Source organism: Mesocryomonas lacus, from assembly GCF_055730105.2.
The window spans coordinates 208198-234799 of sequence record NZ_JBUZWF020000006.1 but is presented as its reverse complement, the minus strand read 5'-3'; the positions used below and the strand labels follow the sequence as shown (position 1 = coordinate 234799).

Genomic DNA, 26602 nt, shown 5'->3' with positions numbered 1-26602 from the left:
CGCGTTGTCACTTCTTCGGGCCTTCGTCGAAGCCGGCATAGACGGTGATGTCCTTCTCGGTCGGCTCGGGCACGGCGACCGACTGGTCGACGTAGACGAACGGCTCGGCGCCGCCGCCGGGCTTGACCGTGACGGCGCGCGATCCGATTTGCGAGTAGAGCACCTCGGTGCCGCGGACGACGACGACGCGGATCGGCAAGCCGACCTCGCCTGCTTTGGCGGCAGGCCCGGGCACGACGCGACCGGCGACGCCGATCTTCATCCGCAGCTGACCGTCGACGATCCGGCAGTCGCGGGTGGTGGAGGTGATCGACGCGACATATTGCAGCGCCGCGCCGTCGCCCTTGCGCAGGATCGCGGTGCCTTCGCGCAGCGAGACCCGCGGACAATAGTCGGGAATGGTGCCGTCGGAAGCGGCGGCATTCATGCTGGCCGGCGGCGGCACCAGCGGCGCGTCGTCCTTGGTCGAGGCACAGGCGGACACCAGCGCAGCTGCGCCAAGAAGTGCGGTGATCCGGGCGGCGTTGAACATATCCATCCGTCGGTTCTTCCCTTATTATGGCGCGCCGTTCTATATCAGCCCTTTGCGCTTTAGGCGACGGGCGCGACAAAATCGAGATGGCCCCGCGACGATCCAAAGGATTGGCGCGGCGGCGGGGAGTGAAGACCACGTGAAATATGTCAGCTCGCGGGGCGAGGCGCCCACCCTCGGCTTCGCCGACGTGCTCCTGGCGGGACTGGCCACCGATGGCGGCCTCTATGTTCCCGAGACCTGGCCGCAGTTTTCGGCGGACGAGATCCGATCGTTCCGCGGACGGCCCTATGCCGAGGTGGCGCTGCGCATCCTCAGCCCCTTCGTCGGCAGCGACATCCCGCAGCCCGCGCTGAAGGCGATGGTGGACGACGCCTATGCGACCTTCCGCCACCCCGCCGTTGCGCCGCTGGTGCAGATCGGCGACCGGCATTTCGTCCTTGAGCTCTTCCATGGTCCGACGCTCGCCTTCAAGGACGTCGCCATGCAGCTGCTCGCGCGGCTGATGGACCATGTGCTGAAGGAGCGCGGCAACCGGGCGACCATCGTCGGCGCGACGTCGGGCGACACCGGTGGCGCGGCGATCGCGGCGTTTTCGGCAAGCGAGCGCACCGACATCTTCATCCTCTTCCCGAAAGGCCGCGTCTCCCCGGTCCAGCAGCGGCAGATGACGACGTCGGGCGCCGGCAATGTCCATGCGGTGGCGATCGACGGCACGTTCGACGACTGCCAGGCGCTGGTGAAGGGCATGTTCAACGACGCGAAGTTCCGCGCGTCGACGCAGCTCTCCGGCGTCAACTCAATCAACTGGGCGCGCATCATGGCCCAGATCGTCTACTACTTCACCGCTGCCGCCAGCCTCGGCAGCCCGGACCAGAAAGTGTCCTTCACGGTGCCGACCGGCAATTTCGGCGACATCTTCGCCGGCTATGCCGCCAAGCGCATGGGCTTGCCAATCGACCAGCTGGTGATTGCGACGAACGAGAACGATATCCTCGCCCGGACATTGGCGACCGGCCGCTACGAGATGACCGGGGTGCATGCGACGACGTCGCCCTCGATGGACATCCAGATCTCCTCCAACTTCGAGCGCTTGCTGTTCGAGGCCGGCGGCCGCGACTCGGACAGCCTGCGCCGTCTGATGCAGCAGCTCAGCCAGTCCGGCGCCTTCGATCTGCCGGAGGCGACGCTTTCCGCCATCCGCGCCGAGTTCGAAGCCGACCGGACCAATGATGCCGAAACGGCCGAGACCATCCGAGGCTATTTCGGCACCTCCGCCTATCTGCTCGACCCGCACACCGCCGTCGGCGTCAAGGTCGCGGACGGCCGCATCGGTGACAGCCCGATGATCACCCTCGGCACCGCCCATCCCGCTAAGTTTCCGGCCGCTGTGGAAGCCGCCTGCGGTTTCACCCCGCCTTTGCCGCCGAGCCACGGCGACCTGATGCGGCGCGTCGAGAAGTTCGACGCCGTGCCGAACGACCTCACCGCCATCGAGACGTACATCGCCGAGCGCAGCCGCGCTGTCCGGACCGGAGCTGCAGCATGAGCATGAATGTCGAGATCACCAAGCTTTCGAACGGCATCACGGTGGCGACGGAGACGATGCCGCACCTCGAAAGCGCGGCGCTCGGCATCTGGGTCAAGGCAGGCGCCCGCGACGAGACGGAGAACGAGCACGGCCTTGCCCATCTTCTCGAGCACATGGCCTTCAAGGGCACCTCGACCCGCACCGCCCGGCAGATCGCCGAGCAGATCGAGGACGTCGGCGGCGAGCTGAACGCCGCGACCTCGGTCGAGACCACGTCCTACTATGCCCGCGTCCTGAAGGACGACGTGCCACTGGCGATGGACATCCTCACCGACATCCTGATCGATTCCAACTTTGACGAGGCCGAGCTCGAGCGCGAGCAGCAGGTGATCCTGCAGGAGATCGGCGCCGCCGAGGACACGCCGGACGACATCGTCTTCGACCATTTCCAGGAGACGGCGTTCCGCAACCAGATCATCGGCCGGCCAATCCTCGGCACCCGGCAGACGGTCAAGAGCTTTACGCCCGCCAGCCTCCGGACCTACCTCGCCAAGCACTATTCGCCGGACAAGATGGTGGTGTCGGCGGCGGGCGCCGTCTCGCACGAGGATATCGTGCGCCGCGTCTCCGAGGCCTTCGGCACCTCCGGCCCGGTGGTCGAGCCCTCGGGCATGCCGGACCGGCCGCTCGCCGCCTATACCGGCGGCGATTTCCGCCAGCCGCGCGACCTGATGGACGCGCAGATGGTGCTGGGCTTCGAGGGACGGCCCTATTACGCCCGTGACTTCTACGCCAGCCAGGTGCTGTCGCTGATCCTCGGCGGCGGCATGTCCTCGCGCCTGTTCCAGGAGATCCGCGAGACCCGCGGACTCTGCTACGCGATCTACGCCTTCCACTGGAGCTTCTCGGACTCCGGCATCTTCGGCGTCCATGCGGCGACCGGCGAGGAGGAGCTGAAGGAGCTGGCGCCGGTGATCATCAACGAGCTGATGAAGGCCGCCGAGGGTATTCACGAGGACGAGGTGACCCGCGCCCGCGCCCAGATGCGCGCCAGCCTGATGATGAGCCAGGAAAGCCCCGCCTCGCGCGCCGGCCAGATCGCCCGCCAGCTGCTGTTCAACGGCGCGACGATCTCCAACACCGAGCTGATGGACCGGCTGTCGGCGATCACCGCGCCGCGCCTGGCGGAACTTGCCGAGCGCACTTTCGTCGGCAAGGTGCCGACGCTGGCGGCCATTGGCCCGGTCGGCCAGCTCGCCAGCATCGAGGAGATCGGCGCGCAGCTGGCCGGCGGCACGGCGGCGCCAGGGTTGCGGGCCGCCGCGCACCACTAGCCGCGGCCATGCGGCTCCTCGACGCGTTCTTCCAGGCAGGTCTCCCGGTCCTCCGCGGCGAGGGCATCCTGCTGCGCCTGCCGAAAGCTGGGGATTACGAAGCGTGGCGGGACCTGCGCGCCGCGAGCCGCAGGTTCCTGACACCGTGGGAGCCGTCCTGGTCCGCCGACGAGCTGACCCGGCGGGCCTATCGCATCCGCCTCCTGCGCTATCGCCAGGATGCCCGGGAGCGATCGGGCTACACCTTCTTCGTCTTCGACCCCGATGGCCGCAGGCTTTACGGTGGCGTCACCATCGGCTTGATCCGGCGCGGCGTCGCCCAGTGTTGCACGCTCGGCTACTGGATGGGGGAGGCGCATGCGGGAGCCGGCATCATGTCGCGGGCGGTCGAGGTGCTGAAGCCTTTCGTGTTCGACGTCGAGTCCCTGCACCGGATCGAGGCCGCTTGCCTGCCGAGCAATGCCCGGTCGATAGGGTTGCTCGAAAAATCCGGTTTCCGCCGGGAAGGCTATCTGCGAAACTACCTGAAAATCGCCGGGTCCTGGGAGGACCACTACCTCTACTCGCTTCTCGCCGAAGATTGGACGCGATCTGGGGCCACGAGCAGCACCGATTCTGCCGCAGCAGGAAAAGACGCCGCTTCGGCACGATGAAACATTCAGCGCAGCCACCCCGGACGCGCCGACCATGGTCCCCATTGCACAATGCTTCAGCCTGCTCGCCTCCTCGTCCGTCTCGCCTGCGCGCTCGTCGCCCTCGTCGTGCTGGCCATGCCAGCGCTGGCGCTGGAGCCGGTCGGGATCTCGCGTGACGACGTCGCCATCGACCTCGCGCCGGCGGTCGACATCTACCGCGACCGCGGCGCCAGCTTCCAGGTCTCGACCGTGCCGGGTGCCGACGGCATTGTCAGGCGCATCGAGGTGGAAGCGAACGCGCCCAACTCGTCCGGCGACTGGGCGGTGTTCGCGCTGGCCAACAACACTGACGTGCAGATCGACCGGCTGGTCGTCGCGCCGAACTTTAAGCTCGCCGGTTCCGGCATCGTCTGGCCGGACCTTGGCTCGCAGCGGATCGCCTCGATCACGCCCTCGGAGGGCTTTGGCCTCGAGCGCCAGCCGAGCTCGGAGGCCGACGTCTTCCTGGTGACGCTCGATCCCGGCTCGGTCATCACCTTCGTCGCCGAGATGGCTTCGAAGGACCTGCCGGAGATCCGCCTCTGGGAGCCGAACGCCTACAAGGACACGATCAACGCCTACACGCTCTACCGCGGCATCGTGCTCGGCATCGCTGGCCTCCTCGCGGTGTTCCTGACCATCCTCTTCGTGGTGAAGGGCTCGGCGATGTTCCCGGCCACCGCCGCGCTCGCCTGGGCGGTGCTCGCCTATATCTGCATCGACTTCGACTTCTGGCAGAAGCTGGTGCCGATCCTGCCCGGCCAGGAGCGCGTCTGGCGCGCCGGCACCGAGGTGGCGCTGGCCTTCACGCTGGTGGTCTTCCTCTACGCCTACCTCAACCTTAACCGTTGGCACGGCATCCTCTCCGCCTTCACGCTGTTCTGGCTGGTGGGCCTCCTCGGCCTCGGCGGCGCGGCAGCCTTCGACCCGCAGATCGCCGCGGGTCTCGCCCGCCTCTCGCTGGTCGCCACTGCCGGCATCGGCCTCTGCCTCATCCTCTACCTCTCCTGGCTCGGCTTCGACCGCGCGATCATGCTGATCCCGACCTGGTGCCTCGTCATCGTCTGGCTGTTCGGCGGCTGGCTGACGGTCACCGGCCAGTTGGTGAACGACGTCATCCAGCCGGCGCTCGGCGGCGGCCTCGTGCTGATCGTGCTGCTGATCGGCTTCACGGTGATGCAGCACGCCTTTGCCGGCGGCGGTTTCGTCGGCGGCGCGATCTCCGACATGGAGCGCCGCGCGCTGGCGTTGGCCGGCACCGGCGACGCGATCTGGGACTGGGACGTCACGCGCGACCGGATTTTTGCCGGCGCCGACGGCGACAGCCTGATCGGCCTCCCCTTCGCCACCATGAACGGCCCGGCCCGCGACTGGCTGCCGATCCTTCACGCCGACGACCGCGACCGCTTCAAGCTGACGCTCGACACCATCCTGGAACACCGGCGCGGCCGCATCTCGCAGGATTTCCGGGTCCGCGGGCGCGAGGGGCACTATCACTGGGTGTCGCTACGCGCCCGCCCGGTGCTCGGCACCGACGGCGAGGTGGTGCGCTGCGTCGGCACGCTGAAGGACGTCACCGAACGCAAGAAGGCCGAGGAACGCCTGCTGCACGACGCGCTGCACGACCAGCTGACGGGCCTGCCCAACCGCGAGCTGTTCATCGACCGGCTGGATTCCATCGGCATCCTCGCCGCCAGCCATGCCGACGTGCGCCCGAGCGTCTTCGTCATCGACATCGACCGGTTCAAGCAGGTCAACGACGACCTCGGCATCGCCACCGGCGACACCATCCTCCTCACCGTCGGGCGCCGGCTGAAGCGCGTCCTGAAGCCGCAGGATTCGCTGGCCCGTCTTTCCGGCGACCAGTTCGGCCTGATTCTGATCTCCGAGACAGACGTCGCCGCCATCGTTGCCTTCGCCGAGAGCCTGCGCGAGGCAATCAAGGCGCCGATCGCCTTTGCCGGTCGCGAGATCATCCTCACCGGCTCGATCGGCCTTACCGGCTGGACCGAGAACGCCAATTCCGAGGAGATCCTGAAGGAAGCCGAGCTGGCCATGTATCAGGCAAAGCGCTTCGGCGGCGACCGCATCGAGCCGTTCCGCCCGGCCTACAAGACCGTCGGTTCCGGCCGGCTGGAGCTGGAGTCGGATCTCCGCCGTGCCTTCTCGCGCAACGAGCTGTCGCTGGCCTTCCAGCCGATCGTGCGGCTGGAGGACGGAGAGATCGCCGGCTTCGAGGCGCTGATGCGCTGGGAACATCCTAAGCGCGGCACGATCTCCCCGGCCGAGTTCATTCCGGTCGCCGAGAGCTCGGGCCTGATCGTGCAGATCGGCCAGTTCGCGCTGGAGGAGGCCGGGCGGCGCCTGTCCGACTGGCACAAGCTGACCGGCGACGACGCGCTGACCATGTCGGTGAACATTTCCAGCCGGCAGCTGATCCGCCAGGACCTTTTGACGGACGTGCGCAACGTGCTCGACCGCTACCAGCTGCCGCCGCGCTCGCTGAAGCTCGAGATCACCGAATCCCTGGTGATGGACAATCCCGAGCGCTCGGCGAAACTCCTCGAGAAGTTGCGGGAAATGGGCGTCGGGCTGTCGCTCGACGATTTCGGCACCGGCCACTCCTCGCTGTCCTATCTCCTGCGCTTCCCCTTCGACACGCTGAAGATCGACCAGTCCTTCCTGAAGGACGACGGCCAGCCGCAGCGGCCGATCATCCTGCAGTCGATCGTCACCATGGCGCACGATCTTGGGCTGGCGGTGGTAGCGGAAGGCGTCGAGACCGACGAGGACGCGCTGCGGCTGCGCCAACTCCACTGCGAGTTCGCGCAGAGCTACATGTTCTCGCCGCCGCTTACGGCCGAGGCGGCGCGGCGCCGGCTGCAGGACAAGCAGATGGGTCTGAAGCGGGCGGGGTGAGCGCCCTCGCCGCCAGCCTGTCCGACGGCCGGAAAAAGCGGCGCCGAGACGCCCAGTCGTTCAAGCGTGGCCGGCTTCGCTGTTGAGGAAGGCCGGGTCGACACCGAGGAGGCCGAGCGCGCGGTTGTACTTGCCGTCGAGGACCGGGTCGAACATCACCGACGGATCCGCCGCGCAGGTGAGCCATCCATTGGCGGCGATCTCCTCCTCCAGCTGCCCGGCGCCCCAGCCGGCATAGCCGAGCGCCATGATCGCGGTGGCCGGGCCGATGCCCGCGGAGATCGCCTTCAGGATATCGAGCGTTGGCGTCAACGCGATGTGCTCGGCGACGGCGACGGTCGATTCGGAATCATAGTCGTCGGAGTGCAGCACGAAGCCGCGACCCTTCTCGACCGGCCCGCCCATGCAGACCGAGACTTCGCGCCCCTTGCCGGGCAGCCTGATCTCGTCCTCGTTGCCGACGATGCCGAGCTGCGTCAACAGCGCGCCGAAACTGATGTCCTGCGGCTTGTTGATGATGAAGCCCATCGCGCCTTTGGGCGAATGCGCGCAGACGTAGATCACGCTGCGCGCGAACCGTTCGTCCGGCATGCCCGGCATGGCGATGAGGAAGTGCCCTTCGAGGGAAGGCTGGTCGTTTTCGGCTTCGTTCATGGCGTCCATCGGCAGGAGATAGGGATCCTTGCAACCGGTGTCAGCGGGCAGCCCCATTGGGGAGAAAGGAATGCGGCAGATCAAGGGCCTTTGACCGCGGGCGCGCGGGATTTCGGCTAGGTGTTGCGGCGCATAGGGGATAGGTTGCGGCCGAAGGCGGCGCCCCGGCTGTGCAGCGCATGCCCGTCTCGCTCCACGCCGCCCCCGCGCAACGCTGTCGCGGGACGAAGCTGATCCGACGCTGTGCCGGAGACCTCTGCATGATCCTTTCCCACCGCGCCGTCGTTGGCGCCTTCCTGGCGATCGCCTTGGCCTCCGTCGACGCCCGCGCCGATGCGGCGCGCTTCGAGAGCGACCAAGTCAACCTGCAGCTGGTGGCCGAGACGCCGCGGGCCGACGGCACGATCCGGGTGGCCCTTCGCATCGATCTGGCGCCGGGGTGGAAAACCTACTGGCGCGATCCCGGCGAGGCGGGGATCCCGCCGAGTTTCGATTTCTCCGGGAGCCGCAACACCGGGCCGGCGCGGATCGGCTTCCCGGCGCCACACCGCTTCAGCGACGGCTATGGCATGTCGAACGGCTATTCCGGCGACATGGCGGTCACCTTCGTCGTGCCGCAGACGGCCCCCGGCGAGGCGACGGACATCCGCCTGAAGATCATGCTGGGGGTCTGCGAAAAGATCTGCATCCCCGTCCAGGCGGAACTGGCGCTCGGCGTCCCTGCCAGTGTCATGTCACAGGCAGTTGGGGCGTCGGCGGCAGGCCGTGCGGTGGCCGAAGCCTTCGCCGCACTCCCGCCGGCGAGCGCGCTGGGAACCGGCATTGTCGGCGCCCGGCTGACGGCGGATGGCACGCACCTTCTCGTTGTCACCGCTGCCCCGCTCGACCCGGCGACCTCTGATCTCTTCGTCGCCGGACCACGCGGCTGGTCGTTCGGGCCACCGGAGGAGCGCGCCGCGGAGGGCGCCGGCACACGCCTCAGCCTGCCCGTCCTGTCGCGGCCGCGGCGGCTTCCGGCGGAAGGCCTCACCGTCGATGCCGTGCTGACAGCTGGCAGCGCCTCGACCGAGGTGCGGGAGCTCAAGGTCGCCGCCTCGCCGGACGGCTCGACTCCCTTGCCGTGACTGCTATCTACGGCGGCGCATCGTTCTTTTCGCGGCATCGGCCGCCACAGCGGGGACTGACATGACCATCACCATCGGCGAGAAACTGCCCAATGCCACGCTGAAGACCCGGACCGAGGACGGCCCGACCAACATCACGACGTCCGAGATCTTCGACGGCAAGAAGGTAGTGCTGTTCGCGGTGCCTGGCGCCTTCACGCCGACCTGCAGCATGAACCACCTGCCCGGCTATCTCGAGCTCAACGACGAGCTGCGCGCCAAGGGCGTCGACACCATCGCCGTCGTCGCGGTGAACGACGTGTTCGTGATGAACGCCTGGTCCAAGGCGAACGAGGCCGACGGCAAGATCCTCTTCCTCGCCGACGGCAATGCCGAGTTCACCAAGGCCGTCGGCCTCGACGCCGACCTCGCCGTCGCCGGCCTCGGCGTGCGCTCGAAGCGCTATTCCATGCTGGTCGAGGACGGCGTCGTGAAGTCGCTGAACGTCGAGGATTCACCGGGCCAGGCCGACAAGTCGACTGCCGGGGCGATGCTCGAGCAGCTCTGAATCAAAGGCCTGTCGCTGTTTATCGAGGAGCCGGCGGAAACGCCGGCTTTTTCTTGAACGGTGCGAGCGCCAGCCGCGCGAGTTCGTCGCAGCGTTCGTTCTCGGGATGGCCGGCATGGCCCTTCACCCAGTGGAAGGTGACGTCGTGCACGGTCCGGGCGGCATCGAGCGCCTGCCAGAGCTCGGCGTTCTTTACCGGCTTCTTGTCGGCGGTCTTCCAGCCATTGCGCTTCCAGCCGTGGATCCACTTGGTGATGCCATCGCGCAGATACTGCGAGTCCGAGTGGAGATCGACCGGCACCGGGCGCTTCAGCGCGTTCAGCGCCTCGATGGCGGCGAGCAGCTCCATGCGGTTGTTGGTGGTCATCGCCTCGCCGCCGGACAGCTCCTTGTCGGTGCCGCCGAAGCGCAGGATCGCCCCCCAGCCGCCGGGCCCCGGATTGCCCGAGCAGGCGCCGTCGGTGAAGATGGTGACGCGGTCTTCGCTCATGCCGGGACCTTATCGAGTGTGAGGCCGTAATCGGCGGCGCTGGAGACGCCGCGGTGGAAGCGCAGCTTGCGCAGGTATTCGCGGGGATCCTTCTTCGTCACGAAGGAATCGTCCGGCACGTTCAGCCAGTCGTAGAGCCGGGTCAGCAGGAAGCGCATCGCCGCGCCTTGCGCCAGCAGCGGCAGCGCCGCGATCTCGTCGGCTGAGAGCGGACGCACCGCCTGGTAGCCCTCGATCATCGCCTTGCCCTTGGTGACGTTGAAGGCGCCGTCCTGCTCGAAGCACCAGGCGCAGAGGCAGATGGCAAGGTCGTAGGCGAGGATGTCATTGCAGGCGAAGTAGAAGTCGATGAGCCCCGACAGCTTGCCACCGAGGAAGAAGACGTTGTCCTGGAAGAGATCGGCGTGGATGACGCCGGTCGGCAGGTGCGTCGGCCAGGCCGCCTCGAGCCGAGCGAGGTCGCCGGCGATCTCGGCGGCCAAGCCGGGCTCGACGCTGTCGGCATCCGGTCCGCAAGCCTCCGCCAGCGGCCGCCAGGCGCAGACCGACAGCGCGTTGGGTCTGATCAGGCCGAAGTCCGCGGCATTCCGGTGCATCCCCGCCAGCGCGGCGCCGACCTCGCGGCACTGGCCGGCGTTCGGCCGCCTGGTCCACATGCCCTCGAGAAAGGTGAAGACCGCGGCCGGACGGCCCGCCAGCTCGCCGAGACGCTCGCCGGTCTTCGTCTCCACCGGCAGCGGACAGGAAAGGCCCCGCGCCGCCAGATGCTCCATCAGCCCAATGAAGAAGGGCAAGTCGCCCTTGTCCACGCGCTTCTCGTAGAGCGTCAGGATGAAGGTGCCGGTCTCGGTGTGCACCAGGAAGTTCGAGTTCTCGACGCCCTCGGCGATGCCCTTGTAGCTGAGCAGCGCGCCGAGCCCGTACGGCGCGAGGAAAGCGGCGAGTTCGGGCTCGCTGACATCGGTGTAGACGGCCATGGCTCAGGCTTCCTCGCTCAGCGCCCCGGCGGGGGCGAGCGGGCGGTTGGCGCCGTTGACGAAGGCCATGTCGGCCGAGGTCAGCGGCGTGTCGCGTAGGCTGCGCATTACCGGAAAATTCTCGTTCTCCTCGGCGGTCCGCACCAGCTCGATCCGCACCTCGAAGCGCTCGCGAAACGCGTCGATGATCTCGTCAACGACGATCTCCGGCGCCGAGGCGCCCGCCGACATCGCGATGGTCGCGCCCTCGCCGATGATCTCCCAAGGGATGTCCGTAGCGCGCTGGACCAGGCGCCCCGCCATCGCGCCGGCCCGCGTCGCGACTTCCACCAGCCGCATCGAGTTCGACGAGTTCGGCGCGCCGACGATCAGGAACACGTCCGCCCCCGGGGCCGCAGCCTTCACCGCTTCCTGCCGGTTGGTGGTGGCGTAGCAGATGGATTCCGACGACGGCGCCGTCATTTCCGGGAAGCGCTCGTTCAGCGCCGCGATGATGCCGGCGGTATCGTCGACCGAGAGCGTCGTCTGCGTCACGAAGCCGAGCGCCGCGGGATCCGCCGGGGACAACCGTGCGACGTCTTCCACGGTCTCGACCAGCGTCACCTCGCCGGGTGCCAGCTGCCCCATGGTGCCGATCACTTCCGGGTGCCCCTTGTGGCCGATCAGGAGCACGTGGCGGCCGCGACGGACGTGCAGCATCGCCTGCTTGTGCACTTTCGAGACCAGCGGGCAGGTCGCGTCGAGATAGAGGAGTTCGCGCAAGGCCGCCTCGGCCGGCACCGACTTCGGCACGCCATGGGCCGAGAACACCACCGGCTGGCCGTCGTCGGGAACGTTGGCGAGTTCCTTGACGAACACGGCGCCGAGCGTCTCCAGCCCCTCGACCACGTAGCGGTTGTGCACGATCTCGTGGCGCACATAGACCGGGGCGCCGTATTTCTTCAGCGCGAGCACAACGATCTGGATCGCCCGGTCGACGCCGGCGCAGAAGCCCCGCGGCTCGCAGAGGCGGATGGTCAGATCGGGCTTGGCAAGGGTCTGGAGCAAGGCGCTCTCCGTTCGCGGCCGGCACGAGATGCCCGGCATCGCTCTGTCGCGAATGAAGGGATGGCGCCCCCCTCTGTCAACCCTTGGCGCGGGATCCGGCGCGCGGTGGTGCGACCGCGCTCCTGCCGCGCCGGGCCGATTTCCAGAGGAAAGCCCCGAGCATACCCGCCAGGACCAGCGCCAGGCCGAACCAGGTAAAGGCGTATTGCAGGTGGTTGTTCGGGATCTCGACGATCGTCGTGCCGCCGACAGGGTAGCCCGCCTCTTTCGGTGTCGGACCATGGTCGACGAAGAACGGCAGCAGCGCGCCGCCCGCCGGCAGCCCCGCCGCCATCTCCGGCATGTTGCGCCAGAAGAAGGCGTTCTGCTGCGGGTTGTTGTCCGGCAGCCAGCTGTCCGGCTTCTCCGACAGGGGATTACGGGCGAGGCCGGTGAACTCGACATCGCCTTGCGGCAGCGGCGGTCGGGTGGCGGGGTCCTTGAGGTCATAGGGGACGAAACCGCGGTTGACGAACAGCCGGCGACCGTCCGACAGCTCCAGCGGGACATAGACGTTCCAGCCGCTGTCGCCGTTGAAGGTGGTGAAGAAGAAGCGCTCGCCGCCGGGCTGGAAGCGGCCGGAGACGTCGACGGGACGGTATTCGACATCAGCGGTGCTGTCGTAGATCTGCTCGATCTCCTCCAACGGCGCTGGCGCGGAGTGGACGCGCTCGTCGATCTGCTGGATCAGCGTCTCCTTCCAGGCGAGGCGCTGCAGCTGCCAGGCCCCGAGGCCGCAAAGCAGCACGATGGCGACGAGACAGATGACGACGCCGATCCAGAAGCGCGGACCGGAGGTCGGTCGCGGTGCGTCGGAAATGCTCATGTCAGGCTCCGTCCCCGCCCCCGAGCCGGCCCTCGGCCGCGCGGTTGCGGTATTGCAGGCCGATCATCAGGCCCTTGAGGATGCGCAGCAAAGGCAGGCAGAGCGCCAGCGTCAGCGGCAACCAGACGAGTAGATGCACCCAGAGCGGCGGGCTGTAGGAGACCTCGACAAACAGCGCGAGGCCGACGACCACGAAACCGATCAAGAGGATGACGAAAACCGCCGGCCCGTCGCCGGCGTCGATGAAAGCATAGTCGAGGCCGCAGACCGAGCAGGCGGGCGCGAGCTTGAGATAGCCGTCGAAGAGCTTTCCTTGCCCGCACTGCGGACAGCGTCCGCGCGTCGCCATTTTCGCCGCGTCGACCGGCGCATGCATCGCGGTATCCTCTAGCATGGCGCCAATCCTTGTTCCGGCGGCGCCAACCCTTTGGTCGCGCCGCCTCCAACGAAAAAAGGCGGCCACCGGGTGCGCCGCCTTTTCCCAACTCTACCCTTGCCGGGCCAAATGGCCAGGCGCGGTGTTATTCGGCGTGGAGCACCGCGCCCCAGCTTCCCCAGACGTAGATGGAGAAGAAGAGGAACAGCCAGACGACGTCGACGAAATGCCAGTACCAGGCGGCCGCCTCGAAGCCAAAGTGCTTCTCCGGGGTGAACTGGTGCTTGGCGGCGCGGATCAGGCAGACCAGCAGGAAGATCGTGCCGACGACGACATGGAAGCCATGGAAGCCGGTCGCCATGAAGAAGGTCGAGCCGTAGATCGAGCCGGAGAAAGCGAAGGGCGCGTGGGCGTATTCGTAATACTGGACATAGGAGAAGATCAGGCCGAGCACGACGGTAAGCGTCAGGCCGGTGAGCAGGCCCTTGCGGTCGTTGTGCAGCAGCGCGTGGTGCGCCCAGGTGACGGTCGTGCCCGAGAGCAGCAGCGTCACGGTGTTGAACAGCGGCAGGTGCAGCGGATCGAGAACCTCGATGCCGACCGGCGGCCACTGGCCACCCAGCGCCTCGACACGCGCGGCCTGGATCGCCTCGTTCGGGAAGAGGCTGGCATCGAAGAAGGCCCAGAACCAGGCGACGAAGAACATCACCTCGGAGGCGATGAACATAATCATGCCATAGCGAAGGTGCAGCGACACGACCTTGGTGTGCGCGCCTTCCTGGCCTTCCTTGATGGTGTCAGACCACCAGGCGTACATAACGTAGAGAATCACCGCGAGGCCGAGGAAGAAGATCCAGGGCGTGGCGAAGTCGATTCCGAACATCACCATCTGCTGCTCGGCGAGATGGCGCATCCACGCCACCGCACCGAAGAACATCACCAGGGAGCCCATCGACGCCATGAACGGCCACGGGCTGGGGTCGATGATGTGGTAGTCATGCTGTTTGCCGTGAGTGTCGGCCATATCTGTATCCCCGATTCCCTGCCCTCGGTCCCGATGTCCTGTGTAACCCAGAACGACGGCCTGCTCTAGTTCGCCGACGTGCTGCCCTGCGGCAACCCGCCGTCTATAGTTTGTTCGCGGCGGGCTGCCCCGCCTCGGCACCCGCTGCCGCCACCGGCTTCTCGTCCGCCGCCTTGAAGAAGGTGTAGGACAAGGTGATTGGCGGAAGATCGCGCATCTCCTCGGAGTCGATCATCGCGGGATCGACGAAGAAGATGATCGGCATGTCTTTCGTCTCGCCCGGCTCCAGCGTCTGGTCCGAGAAGCAGAAACACTGCAGCTTGTTGAAGTAGCTGCCGGCGGTATCGGGCGTCACGCCATAGGTCGCCTGCGCGGTGACGCGCTGGTTCGACAGGTTCTTGACGCGGTAGCTGGTCTGCCGGACTTCGCCGAGGCGGACCTTCATCTCGCGTTCGGTGGGCTGGAAGGCCCAGGGAACGTCCGGCGACGCGTTCGAATCGAAGCGCACCGTCACGACGCTGTCGAGCACGCGGCTCGGCGCGGTTTCGGCCCGCTGCGTGGTGCCGCCATAGCCGGTGATCTGGCAGAACATGCGATAGAGCGGCACCGAGGCATAGGCCGCCCCGACCATGCCGCAGGCGAAGGCGAGGCACGCGATGGCGACCGTCCTGTCACGGCTGCGGTTGCGCGGGGTGGGGCTCTCGGTGGCCATGGCGTCAGCCCATCTTCGCGATGGTGACGACGTAGAACACGCCGACGAGCACCACGAGAAACACGCCGATCGCGATCGAGCGCTGGCGCCGCGCGCGCTGTTCCCGCTCCGTCAAGGTGACCCGCTCTTCGCTCATCTCAGGCTCCGATCAGGCCGAGGCGTGCCACGGAGGCCTCGCCGATCAGCACCAGGAAGAGGGCAAAGAGATAGAAGATCGAGAAGGCGAACAGCCGCTTGGCCGGGAGCATCTTCGGGTCCGCATCCGCCATGCGGAAAGTCTTGACGGCGAGCCACAGGAAGTTGGCGCCTAGAAGCACCGAGACCGCGCCGTAGACCGGACCGGCAAAGCCGAGCGCGAACGGCAGCACGCCGACCGGCACCAGGATTAGCGAGTAGACGAGGATGTGCATGCGCGTCGTCGCCTCGCCGGAGACGTTGGGCAGCATCGGCACGCCGGCGGCGCCGTAGTCCTTCATCTTGAACATGGCGAGCGCCCAGAAGTGCGGCGGCGTCCAGAGGAAGATGATGAGAAACAGGACGACGCTTTCCAGCGAGATGCCGCCGGTGACGCAGGCCCAGCCGATCATCGGTGGGAAGGCGCCGGCGGCGCCGCCGATGACGATGTTCTGCGGCGTCGAGCGCTTCAGGCCCATCGTGTAGACGACGGCGTAGAAGAAAATGGTGAAGGCGAGGAAGGCCGCGGAGAACCAGTTGGTGGCAAGGCCGAGCGTCATGACCGAGAGCAGCGACAGCGCCATGCCGAAGGCTGCCGCCGTGCCCGGCAGGATGCGGCCGGCCGGAACCGGTCGCTTCGCGGTCCGCGCCATGATCGCGTCGATGTCGGCGTCGTACCACATGTTGAGGGCGCCGGAGGCGCCGGCGCCGAGCGCGATCGACAGGATGGCGATCACTGCCAACGCCGGATCGATATCGCCCGGGGCCATCAGGAGCCCGGTGATCGCCGTCAGCACCACCAGCGACATGACCCGCGGCTTCAGGAGAGCGAAGAAGTCGCGCGGTTCCGCCAAGCTGATGCCGTCACGGGCAACGAAAGCGGGGGCGATGTCTGTGTTGAGCAGCGTCAAGATGATCCTCGGGCCTGTGCATCTGCGGCTTGGTCAGCCGGCCGCGCCAGTGGCGGAAGATGCCGGGCCGGCAAGCGGCCCACGTCTGTTCATGCAACGATCCCGGCGACTAGGCCGGGATCGTCTTGGATCGAAGCCGAGCGCTTACCGAATGCGCGGCAGCTGTTCCCACTGGTGGAACGGCGGCGGCGAGGTGAGCTGCCATTCGAGCGTGGTGGCGCCCTCACCCCAGGGATTGTTGCCGGCGACGCGCTTCTTCGAGAAGGCCTCGTAGATCCCGTAGAGGAAGATCAGGACGGCGAAGCCCGAGAGGTAGGAGCCCATCGAGGACACGTAGTTCCAGCCGGCGAACGCGTCGGGATAGTCTACGTAGCGGCGGGGCATGCCCTGGGCGCCCAGGAAGTGCTGCGGGAAGAAGACGAGGTTCACGCCGACGAAGGTGACGTAGAAGTGCAGCTTGCCGATGGTCTCGTTGTACATGTAGCCGGTCATCTTGGGGAACCAGTAGTACCAGCCCGCGAAGATGGCGAAGACCGCGCCGAGCGACAGCACGTAGTGGAAGTGGGCGACAACGTAATAGGTGTCGTGCAGCACCCGGTCCATGCCGGCATTGGCGAGCTTCACGCCGGTCACGCCACCCAGCGTGAACAGGAAGATGAAGCCGATCGCCCAGAGCATCGGCGTCTTGAACGAGATCGACCCGCCCCACATCGTCGCGATCCAGGAGAAGATCTTGATGCCGGTGGGCACCGCGATCACCATGGTGGCGAACACGAAGTAGCGCTGCGTGTTGAGCGACAGGCCCGTGGTGTACATGTGGTGGGCCCACACGACGAAGCCGACGACGCCGATCGCGACCATGGCATAGGCCATGCCGAGGTAGCCGAAGATCGGCTTCTTCGAGAAGGTCGAGATGACATGGCTGACGATGCCGAAGCCGGGCAGGATCAGGATGTACACCTCGGGATGACCGAAGAACCAGAACAGGTGCTGGTAGAGGATCGGATCGCCGCCGCCGGCCGCGGTGAAGAAGGTCGTGCCGAAGTTACGGTCGGTCAGCATCATGGTGATGGCGCCGGCGAGCACGGGCAGCGACAGGAGCAGCAGGAAGGCGGTGACGAGCACGGCCCAGGCGAACAGCGGCATCTTGTGCAGCGTCATGCCGGGGGCGCGCATGTTGAGGATGGTGGTGATGAAGTTGATCGCGCCGAGGATCGAAGACGCACCGGCAATGTGCAGCGCAAAGATCGCGAGATCGACCGCGGGACCTGGGTGACCGGTGGTCGACAGCGGCGGATACATGGTCCAACCGGTGCCGGCGCCGTTCGAGCCAGGCGCACCCTCGACGAACATCGACAGCACGAGCAGCAGCAGCGCCGGGACGAGCAGCCAGAACGAGATGTTGTTGAGGCGCGGGAACGCCATGTCCGGCGCGCCGATCATGATCGGCACCATCCAGTTGGCGAAACCACCGATCAGCGCCGGCATGACCGTGAAGAAGATCATGATCAGGCCGTGGCCGGTGACGAAGACGTTGTAGACCGCCGGATCGCCGAAGATCTGGACGCCAGGCTCCTGCAGCTCCATGCGCATCGCGATCGACAGGGCACCACCGATGATGCCGGAGACGATGGCGAAGATCAGGTAGAGGGTCCCGATGTCCTTGTGGTTGGTCGAGTAGACCCAGCGCGTCCAGCCGGTCGGCCGGTGATCGTGATGGGCATCGTGGGCAGCGTCGTGCGCCATGGAGTTCTCCTAGAAGCCTATCTTAGCGACCGGCGACCGAAACGGTGCCTGCGGACTGGATGGAAGCGGTCAGCGCCTTGTTGGCCTCGCCGACATCGCTCGCGGCAGCTGCCAACCAAGTGGCGAACTGTTCCTTCGAGACGACACGCAGCGAGATCGGCATGTAGGCGTGATCGCGGCCGCAGAGCTCGGAGCACTGGCCGTAGAAAATGCCTTCCTTCAGCGCTTCGAACCAGTATTCGTTGTTGCGGCCCGGTACGGCGTCAACCTTGACGCCCATCGACGGCAGCGCGAACGAGTGAATCACGTCGCCGGAGGTGGCGAGGACGCGAATAACGGTATCGACCGGCACGACGAGCTCGTTGTCGACGGTCAGCAGCCGCGGGTATTGGTTCATGTTTTCCTTGCCGGAGCCCGGACGATCGGTCTCCTGCATCATGTATGACTCGAAGGCGACCGGCTCGGCGACCGGCGCAGCCTCGCCCGCGGCGGCAGGCGCGGCAGCAGCGGCGACGACCGGCTGGTACTCATAACCCCAGTACCACTGGTAACCGGTAGCCTTGATGGTCAGCTCGGGGTCGCGCGGCGGGTTGTACTGTTCGGTCAAGAGCTGGAAGGACGGGATCGCGAGGCAGAGCAGGATCAGCACCGGCGCCACCGTCCAGACCACCTCGATCAAGGTGTTGTGGCTGGTGCGCGACGCCACCGGGTTGCGGCGCTCGCTGTAGCGATAAGCGACCCAAGCGAGCAGCACGGCGACCAGGATGGTGATCGGGATGATGAAGAAGAGCGTGTAGGTGCTGAACCAGTGGATGCTGCGCTCGACCGGCGACAGCGCCTCCTGCAGGTTGATGCCCCAGTTGTGGGGCTGGCCGGGATGCTGCGCATCCTGCGCGGCGGCGCCCAGACTGGTCGCCAACAACGCCGCTGCCGAGATGATCGTTCTTTTCACTAATGCTCTCCCTTGCGCGGACACGTCGGCCTTGGCGATCCCGTCATCGTCAAATCTGCAGCGGAGCCGCGCCAATCCAGCCTAGATTGCCTCGCCGCTTCTAGCCGGATGCCCGTCAGGTTCAAACCACGAAAACGCCTTTTCTGCAACATTTCCAAACTAGCCGGGCCTTGCGACATTTTCGCAAGGCAGCGGCGCGGCCTGCGGCAATTCCGCCGCAATCGGGCCGGCAGGGCAGTCCACCAGGAATTTGCCCCGCGGTAAAAATTCGGTGGTCCGGGGTCGGTGACATCACGCCCCGGCCTATGCGACGATCTGCAGGGCGGTAACCTTCTGTTGTCCATATTTGTCGCAAGATCGCGGTGATGCTGATTCGGATGAGATCATGACCATGAGACTGAAGACCGTTCTCGGCGCCTGCGTCCTCGTGTCGGCGCTGGCCGGATCGGTGCCCGGCGCGCTGGCGCAGGCCGGCGCGAGCGGCGCGGTGAAATCGCAGCATGGCGCCTGGGCAGTGGTCTGCGACAAGCCGGCCGGCGCGCCGAGCGATCAGTGCGCGCTGCTGCAGAACGTCGTCGCCGAGGACCGGCCCGAGGTCGGCCTCTCCGTGGTCGCGCTGAAGACGGCCGACCAGAAGGCGCGGATCCTGCGCATCCTCGCGCCGCTCGGCATCCTGCTGCCGAACGGGCTCGGCCTCTATGTCGACGGCAAGGATATCGGCCGCGCCCAGTTCGTGCGCTGCTTCTCCGACGGCTGCTATGCCGAGGTGATCCTCGTCGACACGCTGCTGGACACGCTGAGCAAGGGCAAGAGCGCGACCTTCATCGTGTTCCAGACCCCGGAAGAGGGCATCGGCATTCCGGTCGACCTCAACGGTTTCGGCGAGGGCTTCAAGGCGCTTCCGTAAAGCCGGCCGCCCCCGAGCCATCGCTGCGGGAAACGCGCGGCGCGCATTGGAACCATGGCCCGCGACGCTTATGTCGGGGGCGATGACAACCGAAAACGGACGGCTTCCATGACCGCATCGCTGATCGAGCGCTTCGACATCTCCCGCGCCGGGATCGACCGCATCCTCGGCGACGTGCTGGCCGGGGCGGACGACGGGGAGCTGTTCCTCGAATACCGCGAGTCCGAGTCGCTGTCCTTCGACAATGGCCGGCTGAAGCAAGGCAATTTCAACACCGAGCAAGGTTTTGGCCTGCGCGTCGTCTCGGGCGAGGCTGTCGGCTACGCCCATGCCGGCGATCTGTCGGAGGCCGCCCTCGGGCGTGCGGCCGCCGCGGTGTCGGCGGTGAAGACCGGCCATGTCGGCGTCTACGCCGATGCCCCGCCGCGCACCAATCAGAAGCTTTACGGCGACGAGAACCCGATCCCCTCCCCCGGCTTCGAGGCGAAGGTCCGTCTGCTGCAGGACATCGACGCCTATCTCCGAAGCAAGGGCGAAGCGGTCCGCCAGGTCTCGGTGACGCTCGGCTCGCAATGGCAGAATGTCGAGATCCTGCGCGCCGACGGCCAGCTGGTGCGCGACATCCGGCCGCTGGTGCGCATCAACGTCTCCGTCGTCGCCGGCCGCGGCGACCGCCAGGAGACCGGCTCCTTTGGCGCCGGCGGGCGCACCGGCTTCGGCGAATTCCTCGTTACCGCGCGCTGGCAGCACATCGCCGACGAGGCGCTGCGCCAGGCGATGGTCAATCTCGATGCCGTACCGGCGCCGGCCGGCGCCTTCGACATCGTGCTCGGCGCCGGCTGGCCCGGCGTTATGCTGCACGAGGCGGTCGGGCACGGGCTCGAGGGCGACTTCAACCGCAAGAAAACCTCGGCCTTTTCCGGCCTCCTCGGCCAGCAGGTCGCCGCCAAGGGCGTTACCGTCGTCGACGACGGCACCATCGCCGAGAAGCGCGGATCCCTCACCATCGACGACGAGGGCACGCCGACCAACCGCACCGTGCTGATCGAGGACGGCAAGCTCGTCGCCTACATGCAGGATCGCCAGAACGCCCGGCTGATGGGCATGGCCGCCACCGGCAACGGCCGCCGGCAGTCCTACGCGCATGTGCCGATGCCCCGCATGACCAATACGATGATGCTCGCCGGCGACAAGACGCCGGAGGAGATCATCGCCTCGGTCAAGGACGGCATCTACGCCGTCTCCTTCGGTGGCGGGCAGGTCGACATCACCTCCGGCAAGTTCGTCTTCGGCTGCACCGAGGCCTACCGCATCCACAACGGCAAGGTCGGCGAGGCGCTGAAGGGCGCCATGCTGATCGGCAACGGCCCGGAGGCGATGCACCGCGTCTCGATGATCGGCAACGACCTCGCCCTCGACACCGGCATCGGCATGTGCGGCAAGGCCGGCCAGGGCGTGCCCGTCGGCGTCGGCCAGCCGCACCTCCGGATGGACCAGATCACCGTCGGCGGCACCGAGGCCTGATCGCGGCCACGCCGGGCAAAACGCCACAAGGGCGGGACGGCCGAGGTCCTCCCGCCGGCTGTCGTGCCCTTACGGATAGAGCCGCGTGCGAGACCAGCCTGCATCCGGGGTCACGCGGCTGAACTGGATGCGGTCGTGCAGGCGGAATTCGCCGTCCTTCCAGAACTCGATCTCGCTCGGGACCACGCGAATGCCCGACCAGTTGGGCGGACGCGGGACGTCGCCTGGGAACTCGGCGTCCAGTTCGGCGACGCGGTCGATCAGCACCTGCCGGCTTTCCAGCGGCCGCGACTGCGCGGAAGCGATTGCGCCGAGCCGGCTCTGTCTGGCGCGTGAGGCGAAATAGGCGTCTGCCTCGGTATCGGTGACGACCTCGATCGCGCCGCGGACGCGGACCTGGCGGCGCAGCGACTTCCAGTGGAATCCCATCGCCGCCTTGCCGCTGGCGAGGATTTCGCGGCCTTTCGCGCTCTCGAAATTCGTGTAGAAGACAAAGCCACGGGCGTCGAAACCCTTGAGCAGGACCATCCGCACATCCGGAAGGCCGGCGCTGTCGACGCTCGCGAGCGCCAAAGCGTTCGGGTCGTTCGGCTCGGTGGCCTCGGCCTCCTTCAGCCAACTGGCGAACAGATCGAAAGGATCGTCGCCGACGACAGTTTCACCAAGGGTTAAACTTTCATTGGTCATAGTGGTGTCGGGCTCCCTTGCGTCTTCCGCCCACCGCCGATCAAGACCTGGGCCTGCGAGACATACGACCGCAATGCAGCTGATCAAAGTCCCCTTCCTGATCTGCCTCGCGATTTCGCCGCTCTCCGGCTGCGTCGTGTCCGGCGGCGGCATGGAGGAGATGGTCGACCGCAGCATCGTCACCAACTCCATCGCCCCCGCCAAGCCGGCGACCCCGGCCGAGGCGCCCGACCAGACCTCCGACCGCAACATGGTGCGCAATGCCGTCTCGGCGGCGGACCTGCACGCGGCCGCCGAGCAGCCGACCGCCTGGGCCAACACCGACACCGGCGCCACCGGCGTCATTACCGCGATCAAGGAAGTGCGGGCGGGCGACGTGATCTGCCGCCAGTTCCAGACCTCGCGCCAGCGCTTCGACGGCGTCGCGCTCTACAATGGCGAGGCTTGCACCAAGGGCCAGGGCGAGTGGACGTTGACAAGGTTCAACGAAGGCTCCTGACGACCCGCTGGCGGCGCGCGGCCCTTAAATCGGGACGCGCAGTGGCCATATAGGGGCGCAAGGGCCATATTAATGGCCGTTCTTCTTTCACCGCCATCTCGGCTGGCAGCTTCTCGCGAGGCGCCGCCGCCCTCATAACGTGGAGCCTTCCGGCTCCCCGGACTCCGCCAGGATCGAAACCATGCGTGACCCCTACGCCATCCTTGGCGTCGCCAAAACGGCCAGCGAAAAGGAAATCAAGAGCGCCTTCCGCAAGCTTGCCAAGAAGTATCATCCCGACTCGAACACCTCGGATCCGACCGCCGGCGTGCGCTTCAACGAGGCGAACCAGGCCTACGAGATCCTTGGCGACAAGGAGAAGCGCGCCCAGTTCGACCGCGGGGAGATCGACAATGACGGCAAGCCGAAGTTCCAGGGCTTTCCCGGCGGCGGCGGCGGCAGCCCGTTCGGCAATGCCGGCGGCGGCCAGTCGTTCGATTTCCGTTCTGGCGGCGGCGAGGCCGACAGCATTTTCGGCGACTTCTTCGAGCAGGCCTTCGGCGGCCGTGGCGCTCAGGCCCGCGGCGGCGCGCGGCCGGGCTTCACCGGAGCGCGGCAGGCGGCCGCCAAGGGCGAGGACATCCGCGCCAACCTGAAGGTCCGGCTGGAGGACATCGTCGCGGAGGAAAAGGTCGAGGCGATCTTTCCGTCCGGCAAGCATCTTGCCATCAAGCTCCCGCATGGCGTCGAGAACGGCCAGACCATCCGCCTGCGCGGCCAGGGCCAGCCCGGCTTCGGCAATGGCGCCCCGGCCGGCGACGCGCTGATCACCATCGACTTCGTGCCGCACCGGCGCTTCGAGGTCGATGGTCGCGACCTGAAGCTCGACCTCCCCGTGCCGATCCGCACCGCCGTGCTCGGCGGCAAGGTGCCGGTGGAGACGCTGGACGGGCGGATCTCGCTGTCGCTTCCGGCCTGGACGAATTCCGGCAAGACGCTTCGGCTCAAGGGCAAGGGTCTGACCAAGGTCAGCGGCGAGCGGGGCGACATTCTGGTGACCGTGCGGATCGTCCTGCCGGCAGAAAAAGACGAACAGCTCGCCGCCTTCTTCGCGGCAAAACCCGCGGACGAGTAGGACGCCAAACGCCCGCCGCTCGCTGCCGTTCGGGCGGGACAAGGGACGCGCCGGCGGCGGTCAACTTGAAGGCGGGCCGATGCTATGCCATACCCGCCGCCGCGCCGGCACTGCCGGGGCACCGGGTTAGGGATGGACGACATGGCAGTATCGAACGGCGCCGCCGCAGGCGGATTGATGGCAGGCAAGCGTGGCCTCATCATGGGCGTCGCCAACAACCGATCGATCGCCTGGGGCATTGCCAAGGCGCTGGCCGACCAGGGCGCCGAGATCGCCCTCACCTACCAGGGCGACGCCCTGAAGAAGCGGGTCGAGCCGCTGGCCGCTGAACTCGGCGCCTTCGTCGCGGGCCATTGCGACGTCGCCGACGGGGCGACGATCGACGCGGTGTTCGCTGGGATCGAGGAAAAGTGGGGAAAGATCGACTTTCTCGTCCACGCCATCGGCTTCTCCGACAAGGACGAACTGACCGGCCGCTACGTCGACACGTCCGAGGGCAACTTCACCAAGACGATGCTGATCTCGGTCTACTCGTTCACGGCCGTCGCGCAGCGCGCCGAGAAGCTGATGAGCGATGGCGGCTCGATGCTGACGCTGACCTATTACGGCGCAGAGAAGGTGATGCCGCACTACAACGTGATGGGTGTCGCCAAGGCGGCTCTCGAGGCCTCGGTGCGTTATCTCGCTGTCGACCTCGGCAAGCAGAAGATCCGCGTCAACGCGATTTCCGCCGGTCCGATCAAGACGCTCGCCGCCTCCGGCATCGGCGACTTCCGCTATATCCTGAAGTGGAATGAGTACAACTCGCCGCTGAAGCGCACCGTGACGATCGACGAGGTCGGCCAGTCCGCACTCTATCTCCTGTCCGACATGTCGACCGCCGTCACCGGCGAGATCCACCATGTCGACTCCGGCTACCACACCGTCGGCATGAAGGCCGTCGATGCGCCTGACATCTCGGTCGTCAAGGACTGATCCGGCCCCTCCTCCCGCATGACCGTGACCACCGCATGAGCCTGCCGCATCTCTTCCTCTGCCGTCATGGCCAGACCGACTGGAACGCCGAAGGTCGGCTGCAGGGGCAGGAGGAGATCCCGCTGAACGCGCTCGGCCGCAGCCAGGCCGCCCGCAACGGTCAGCGGCTGGCAAGCCTCCTCGGCAGCGAGATCGGCAATTACCGCTTCGTCGCCAGTCCGATGCAGCGCACGCGCCAGACGATGCAGATCATCCGCGGCCAACTGGGGCTCGACCCCGAGGTCTACGAGACCGACGCGCGGCTGATCGAACTCCACTTCGGCGACTGGCAGGGATCGACGCTGGACGAGGTCGCCGTTCGCGACCCGGCGGCCGTCTCGGAGCGCGAGACGAAGAAGTGGACTTTCGTCCCGCCGGGGACGCCAGCCGAGAGCTATGACATGCTGGCGGAACGCGCGAAGCCGGTGTTCGAGGGGCTGTCCGGTCCGACCATCCTCGTCGCGCATGGCGGGATCTTGCGCTCGTTCCTGAAGCTTTATGGCGCGATGCCGCCGGCCGATGCGGCGCACCTCCTCATCCCGCAGGACCTTATCCTGGAATACAGCGACGGCGAGATCGACTGGGTCTGACGGGTTCTTCCGCAGGAGCGCCCAGCCGTTTGCTACGATATGCGCAAGGTGCAGCGGCTCTCCGCTTCAGGCGCAGGCTGCCTCGTCGATAATGACGTGAGCGACCATGCCGGGCTCGACGGCGGCATAGTTGAACGCGCCGGGCAGGACATAGGTGGTGCCGTCGGCAAAGGTCAGCAGCGACGCGTCGGGATCGATGGCGGCGACGATGCCGGTCTTCTCTTCTGCCTTGGCCGGAATCGTCAGCGCGACGCTGAGGACGGAGCTGGCAAAGAACGCAATAATTTTCCTGGTCATGTCCATCCCTCGAAACCCTGATACCCCTGGCACGACGACAGCCCCCGCCCGCGCGCACCTCCTGAAGCCTCGAGCGACGTGCCCGCATCTTCTGGAAGCTTACTGTTCGGGCCGATTGTGTCTTTTGCGTGCGATAAAGCCTGTGTGTCGCTGCCGACACGATATTTGACCGGACGCCACGGCCTGACTTAAACCGCAGTCGCCGATCCCTTCCCGACATCCGCGGAAATCTCCATGTCGCATAATAGTTACGGACATCTTTACCGCGTCACGACCTGGGGCGAGAGCCATGGGCCGGCGATCGGCTGCGTCGTCGACGGGACCCCGCCGGGCCTGCGTTTCTCGACCGCCGACATCCAGGCTTTTCTCGACAAGCGCCGGCCGGGGCAGTCGCGCTTCACCACGCAGCGGCAGGAGCCGGATGCGGTCCGCATCCTCTCCGGCGTCGTGCCGGGGACGAGCGAAGGGGAGTGGATCTCCACCGGCACGCCGATCGCGATGCAGATCGACAATGTCGACCAGCGCTCGAAGGACTATTCCGACATCGCCAAGCGCTACCGCCCGGGCCATGCCGACATCAGCTACGACATGAAATACGGCGTGCGCGACTTTCGCGGCGGCGGCCGGTCCTCGGCGCGCGAGACCGCGACGCGCGTCGCCGCCGGTGCGCTGGCCCGTCTGGTGGTGCCCGGCCTCACCGTGCGCGGCGCCCTGGTGCGGATCGGCGAGATCGAGATCGATCGCTCGCGCTGGGACGATGCGGAGATCGACAACAACCCGTTCTTCTGCCCGGACCCCGAGACCGCCAGGGAATGGGAGACCTATCTCGACGCCATCCGCAAGCGCGGCTCGTCCGTGGGCGCCGTGGTCGAGATCACCGCGACCGGCGTGCCGGCCGGCCTCGGCGCGCCGCTCTACGCCAAGCTCGATCAGGACATCGCCTCCAACCTGATGTCAATCAACGCCGTGAAGGGCGTCGAGATCGGCAACGGCTTTGCCGCTGCCGAGCTCTCCGGCGAGGAGAATGCCGACGAGATCCGCATTGGCGCCGACGGCCAGCCGGAATTCCTGTCGAACCATGCCGGCGGCATTCTCGGCGGCATCGCCACCGGCCAGCCGATCGTCGCGCGATTCGCGGTGAAGCCGACATCCTCGATCCTCACCCCCCGCCGCTCGATCGACGCCGACGGGCAGGAGGTCGACGTGATGACCAAGGGCCGCCACGATCCTTGCGTCGGCATCCGCGCGGTGCCGATCGGCGAGGCGATGGTCGCCTGTGCGCTGGCCGACCATTATCTCCGCCACCGGGGCCAGACCGGCCGTGGCTGATCTCTTTGGCGCAAGGCCTTGGAAACCGGCTGCGCCAGCCCTAGCTCGCAGC

The 26602-nt window shown here is 66.8% G+C and carries 28 protein-coding genes; 13 read left to right on the top strand and 15 right to left on the bottom strand.

From position 1 onward, the window contains the following. Positions 1 to 7: 7 nt before the first annotated feature. Complete coding sequence (locus ACZLZQ_RS20160) at positions 8 to 538, bottom strand: hypothetical protein (RefSeq protein WP_472950887.1); 531 nt, start codon at positions 536 to 538, stop codon at positions 8 to 10. 133 nt (positions 539 to 671) lie between these two features. On the opposite strand from ACZLZQ_RS20160, the gene thrC reads away from it, so the two are divergent. The 4 genes from thrC to ACZLZQ_RS20140 are packed head-to-tail and all read left to right on the top strand — an operon-like array spanning position 672 to position 6990. Next, positions 672 to 2081, top strand: coding sequence for a threonine synthase (gene thrC / locus ACZLZQ_RS20155; protein WP_472950886.1), 1410 nt, complete (start codon positions 672 to 674; stop codon positions 2079 to 2081). A gap of 2 nt (positions 2082 to 2083) precedes the next feature. Next, complete coding sequence (locus ACZLZQ_RS20150; RefSeq protein ID WP_472934733.1) at positions 2084 to 3397, top strand: M16 family metallopeptidase; 1314 nt, start codon at positions 2084 to 2086, stop codon at positions 3395 to 3397. 8 nt (positions 3398 to 3405) lie between these two features. Beyond that, a complete protein-coding gene (locus ACZLZQ_RS20145) occupies positions 3406 to 4050 on the top strand; it encodes a GNAT family N-acetyltransferase (protein WP_472950885.1) in 645 nt (214 codons plus the stop codon). 51 nt (positions 4051 to 4101) lie between these two features. Then, the gene (locus ACZLZQ_RS20140) at positions 4102 to 6990 is read left to right on the top strand and encodes an EAL domain-containing protein (RefSeq protein ID WP_472934624.1); all 2889 of its coding nucleotides are present in this window, start codon (positions 4102 to 4104) and stop codon (positions 6988 to 6990) included. Between the two features lie 60 nt (positions 6991 to 7050). On the opposite strand, the gene ACZLZQ_RS20135 is transcribed toward ACZLZQ_RS20140, so the two are convergent. Beyond that, complete coding sequence (locus ACZLZQ_RS20135) at positions 7051 to 7653, bottom strand: YqgE/AlgH family protein (protein WP_472934732.1); 603 nt, start codon at positions 7651 to 7653, stop codon at positions 7051 to 7053. 251 nt (positions 7654 to 7904) lie between these two features. Between ACZLZQ_RS20135 and ACZLZQ_RS20130 the strand changes: the two genes are divergently transcribed. After that, positions 7905 to 8768: a protein-disulfide reductase DsbD domain-containing protein gene (locus tag ACZLZQ_RS20130; protein WP_472950884.1), complete on the top strand. Its 864-nt coding sequence runs from the start codon at positions 7905 to 7907 to the stop codon at positions 8766 to 8768. 61 nt (positions 8769 to 8829) lie between these two features. Beyond that, positions 8830 to 9315 carry a peroxiredoxin gene (locus tag ACZLZQ_RS20125; RefSeq protein ID WP_472934622.1) on the top strand — a complete coding sequence of 162 codons (486 nt, stop codon included), beginning with the start codon at positions 8830 to 8832 and terminating at the stop codon, positions 9313 to 9315. A gap of 19 nt (positions 9316 to 9334) precedes the next feature. On the opposite strand, the gene rnhA is transcribed toward ACZLZQ_RS20125, so the two are convergent. The 11 genes from rnhA to coxB form a co-directional block, all read right to left on the bottom strand. After that, positions 9335 to 9805, bottom strand: a complete 471-nt coding sequence (gene rnhA, locus ACZLZQ_RS20120) for a ribonuclease HI (RefSeq protein WP_472950883.1) — start codon at positions 9803 to 9805, stop codon at positions 9335 to 9337. Continuing rightward, complete coding sequence (locus ACZLZQ_RS20115; RefSeq protein WP_472950882.1) at positions 9802 to 10782, bottom strand: homoserine kinase; 981 nt, start codon at positions 10780 to 10782, stop codon at positions 9802 to 9804. Before ACZLZQ_RS20115 ends, rnhA begins: the two co-directional genes overlap by 4 nt. A gap of 3 nt (positions 10783 to 10785) precedes the next feature. After that, on the bottom strand, positions 10786 to 11829 hold the full coding sequence (ispH, locus tag ACZLZQ_RS20110; RefSeq protein ID WP_472950881.1) for a 4-hydroxy-3-methylbut-2-enyl diphosphate reductase: 1044 nt from the start codon (positions 11827 to 11829) through the stop codon (positions 10786 to 10788). Between the two features lie 76 nt (positions 11830 to 11905). After that, positions 11906 to 12694 (bottom strand): SURF1 family protein, encoded by a 789-nt coding sequence (locus ACZLZQ_RS20105; RefSeq protein ID WP_472950880.1) that lies wholly within the window; start codon positions 12692 to 12694, stop codon positions 11906 to 11908. Position 12695: 1 nt separating this feature from the next. Continuing rightward, a complete protein-coding gene (locus tag ACZLZQ_RS20100) occupies positions 12696 to 13088 on the bottom strand; it encodes a DUF983 domain-containing protein (RefSeq protein ID WP_472950879.1) in 393 nt (130 codons plus the stop codon). Between the two features lie 127 nt (positions 13089 to 13215). After that, positions 13216 to 14094 carry a cytochrome c oxidase subunit 3 gene (locus tag ACZLZQ_RS20095; protein ID WP_472934616.1) on the bottom strand — a complete coding sequence of 293 codons (879 nt, stop codon included), beginning with the start codon at positions 14092 to 14094 and terminating at the stop codon, positions 13216 to 13218. A gap of 103 nt (positions 14095 to 14197) precedes the next feature. Beyond that, a complete protein-coding gene (locus ACZLZQ_RS20090; RefSeq protein WP_472950878.1) occupies positions 14198 to 14806 on the bottom strand; it encodes a cytochrome c oxidase assembly protein in 609 nt (202 codons plus the stop codon). A gap of 4 nt (positions 14807 to 14810) precedes the next feature. Then, a complete protein-coding gene (locus tag ACZLZQ_RS20085; protein ID WP_472934614.1) occupies positions 14811 to 14942 on the bottom strand; it encodes a cytochrome c oxidase system small membrane protein in 132 nt (43 codons plus the stop codon). A 1-nt stretch (position 14943) separates the two neighbouring features. After that, a complete protein-coding gene (gene cyoE / locus ACZLZQ_RS20080; protein WP_472934613.1) occupies positions 14944 to 15891 on the bottom strand; it encodes a heme o synthase in 948 nt (315 codons plus the stop codon). Positions 15892 to 16035: 144 nt separating this feature from the next. Continuing rightward, the gene (ctaD, locus tag ACZLZQ_RS20075; protein WP_472934612.1) at positions 16036 to 17637 is read right to left on the bottom strand and encodes a cytochrome c oxidase subunit I; all 1602 of its coding nucleotides are present in this window, start codon (positions 17635 to 17637) and stop codon (positions 16036 to 16038) included. Between the two features lie 22 nt (positions 17638 to 17659). Continuing rightward, entirely contained in the window at positions 17660 to 18589 is a 930-nt protein-coding gene (gene coxB, locus ACZLZQ_RS20070; RefSeq protein WP_472950877.1) for a cytochrome c oxidase subunit II, read from the bottom strand. 385 nt (positions 18590 to 18974) lie between these two features. Between coxB and ACZLZQ_RS20065 the strand changes: the two genes are divergently transcribed. Both ACZLZQ_RS20065 and tldD read left to right on the top strand, forming a co-directional pair. Continuing rightward, the gene (locus ACZLZQ_RS20065) at positions 18975 to 19496 is read left to right on the top strand and encodes an invasion associated locus B family protein (protein ID WP_472950876.1); all 522 of its coding nucleotides are present in this window, start codon (positions 18975 to 18977) and stop codon (positions 19494 to 19496) included. Positions 19497 to 19604: 108 nt separating this feature from the next. Continuing rightward, positions 19605 to 21020 carry a metalloprotease TldD gene (tldD, locus tag ACZLZQ_RS20060; RefSeq protein ID WP_472950875.1) on the top strand — a complete coding sequence of 472 codons (1416 nt, stop codon included), beginning with the start codon at positions 19605 to 19607 and terminating at the stop codon, positions 21018 to 21020. A 69-nt stretch (positions 21021 to 21089) separates the two neighbouring features. On the opposite strand, the gene pdxH is transcribed toward tldD, so the two are convergent. Beyond that, a complete protein-coding gene (gene pdxH, locus ACZLZQ_RS20055; RefSeq protein WP_472950874.1) occupies positions 21090 to 21707 on the bottom strand; it encodes a pyridoxamine 5'-phosphate oxidase in 618 nt (205 codons plus the stop codon). Positions 21708 to 21780: 73 nt separating this feature from the next. Here pdxH and ACZLZQ_RS20050 point away from each other — a divergent pair, with 73 nt between their 5' ends. The 4 genes from ACZLZQ_RS20050 to ACZLZQ_RS20035 all read left to right on the top strand — a co-directional run bounded on the left by ACZLZQ_RS20050 (position 21781) and on the right by ACZLZQ_RS20035 (position 24924). Then, the gene (locus ACZLZQ_RS20050; RefSeq protein ID WP_472934608.1) at positions 21781 to 22206 is read left to right on the top strand and encodes an RT0821/Lpp0805 family surface protein; all 426 of its coding nucleotides are present in this window, start codon (positions 21781 to 21783) and stop codon (positions 22204 to 22206) included. 181 nt (positions 22207 to 22387) lie between these two features. Further along, positions 22388 to 23320: a DnaJ C-terminal domain-containing protein gene (locus ACZLZQ_RS20045; protein ID WP_472934607.1), complete on the top strand. Its 933-nt coding sequence runs from the start codon at positions 22388 to 22390 to the stop codon at positions 23318 to 23320. A gap of 141 nt (positions 23321 to 23461) precedes the next feature. Further along, positions 23462 to 24295 (top strand): enoyl-ACP reductase FabI, encoded by an 834-nt coding sequence (gene fabI / locus ACZLZQ_RS20040; RefSeq protein WP_472950873.1) that lies wholly within the window; start codon positions 23462 to 23464, stop codon positions 24293 to 24295. 35 nt (positions 24296 to 24330) lie between these two features. Then, the gene (locus ACZLZQ_RS20035; RefSeq protein WP_472950872.1) at positions 24331 to 24924 is read left to right on the top strand and encodes a histidine phosphatase family protein; all 594 of its coding nucleotides are present in this window, start codon (positions 24331 to 24333) and stop codon (positions 24922 to 24924) included. Between the two features lie 66 nt (positions 24925 to 24990). Here ACZLZQ_RS20035 and ACZLZQ_RS20030 read toward each other — a convergent pair whose 3' ends face one another. Next, a complete protein-coding gene (locus tag ACZLZQ_RS20030; protein ID WP_472934604.1) occupies positions 24991 to 25221 on the bottom strand; it encodes a DUF1344 domain-containing protein in 231 nt (76 codons plus the stop codon). A gap of 234 nt (positions 25222 to 25455) precedes the next feature. On the opposite strand from ACZLZQ_RS20030, the gene aroC reads away from it, so the two are divergent. Next, on the top strand, positions 25456 to 26550 hold the full coding sequence (aroC, locus tag ACZLZQ_RS20025; RefSeq protein ID WP_472950871.1) for a chorismate synthase: 1095 nt from the start codon (positions 25456 to 25458) through the stop codon (positions 26548 to 26550). Positions 26551 to 26602: the final 52 nt, after the last annotated feature.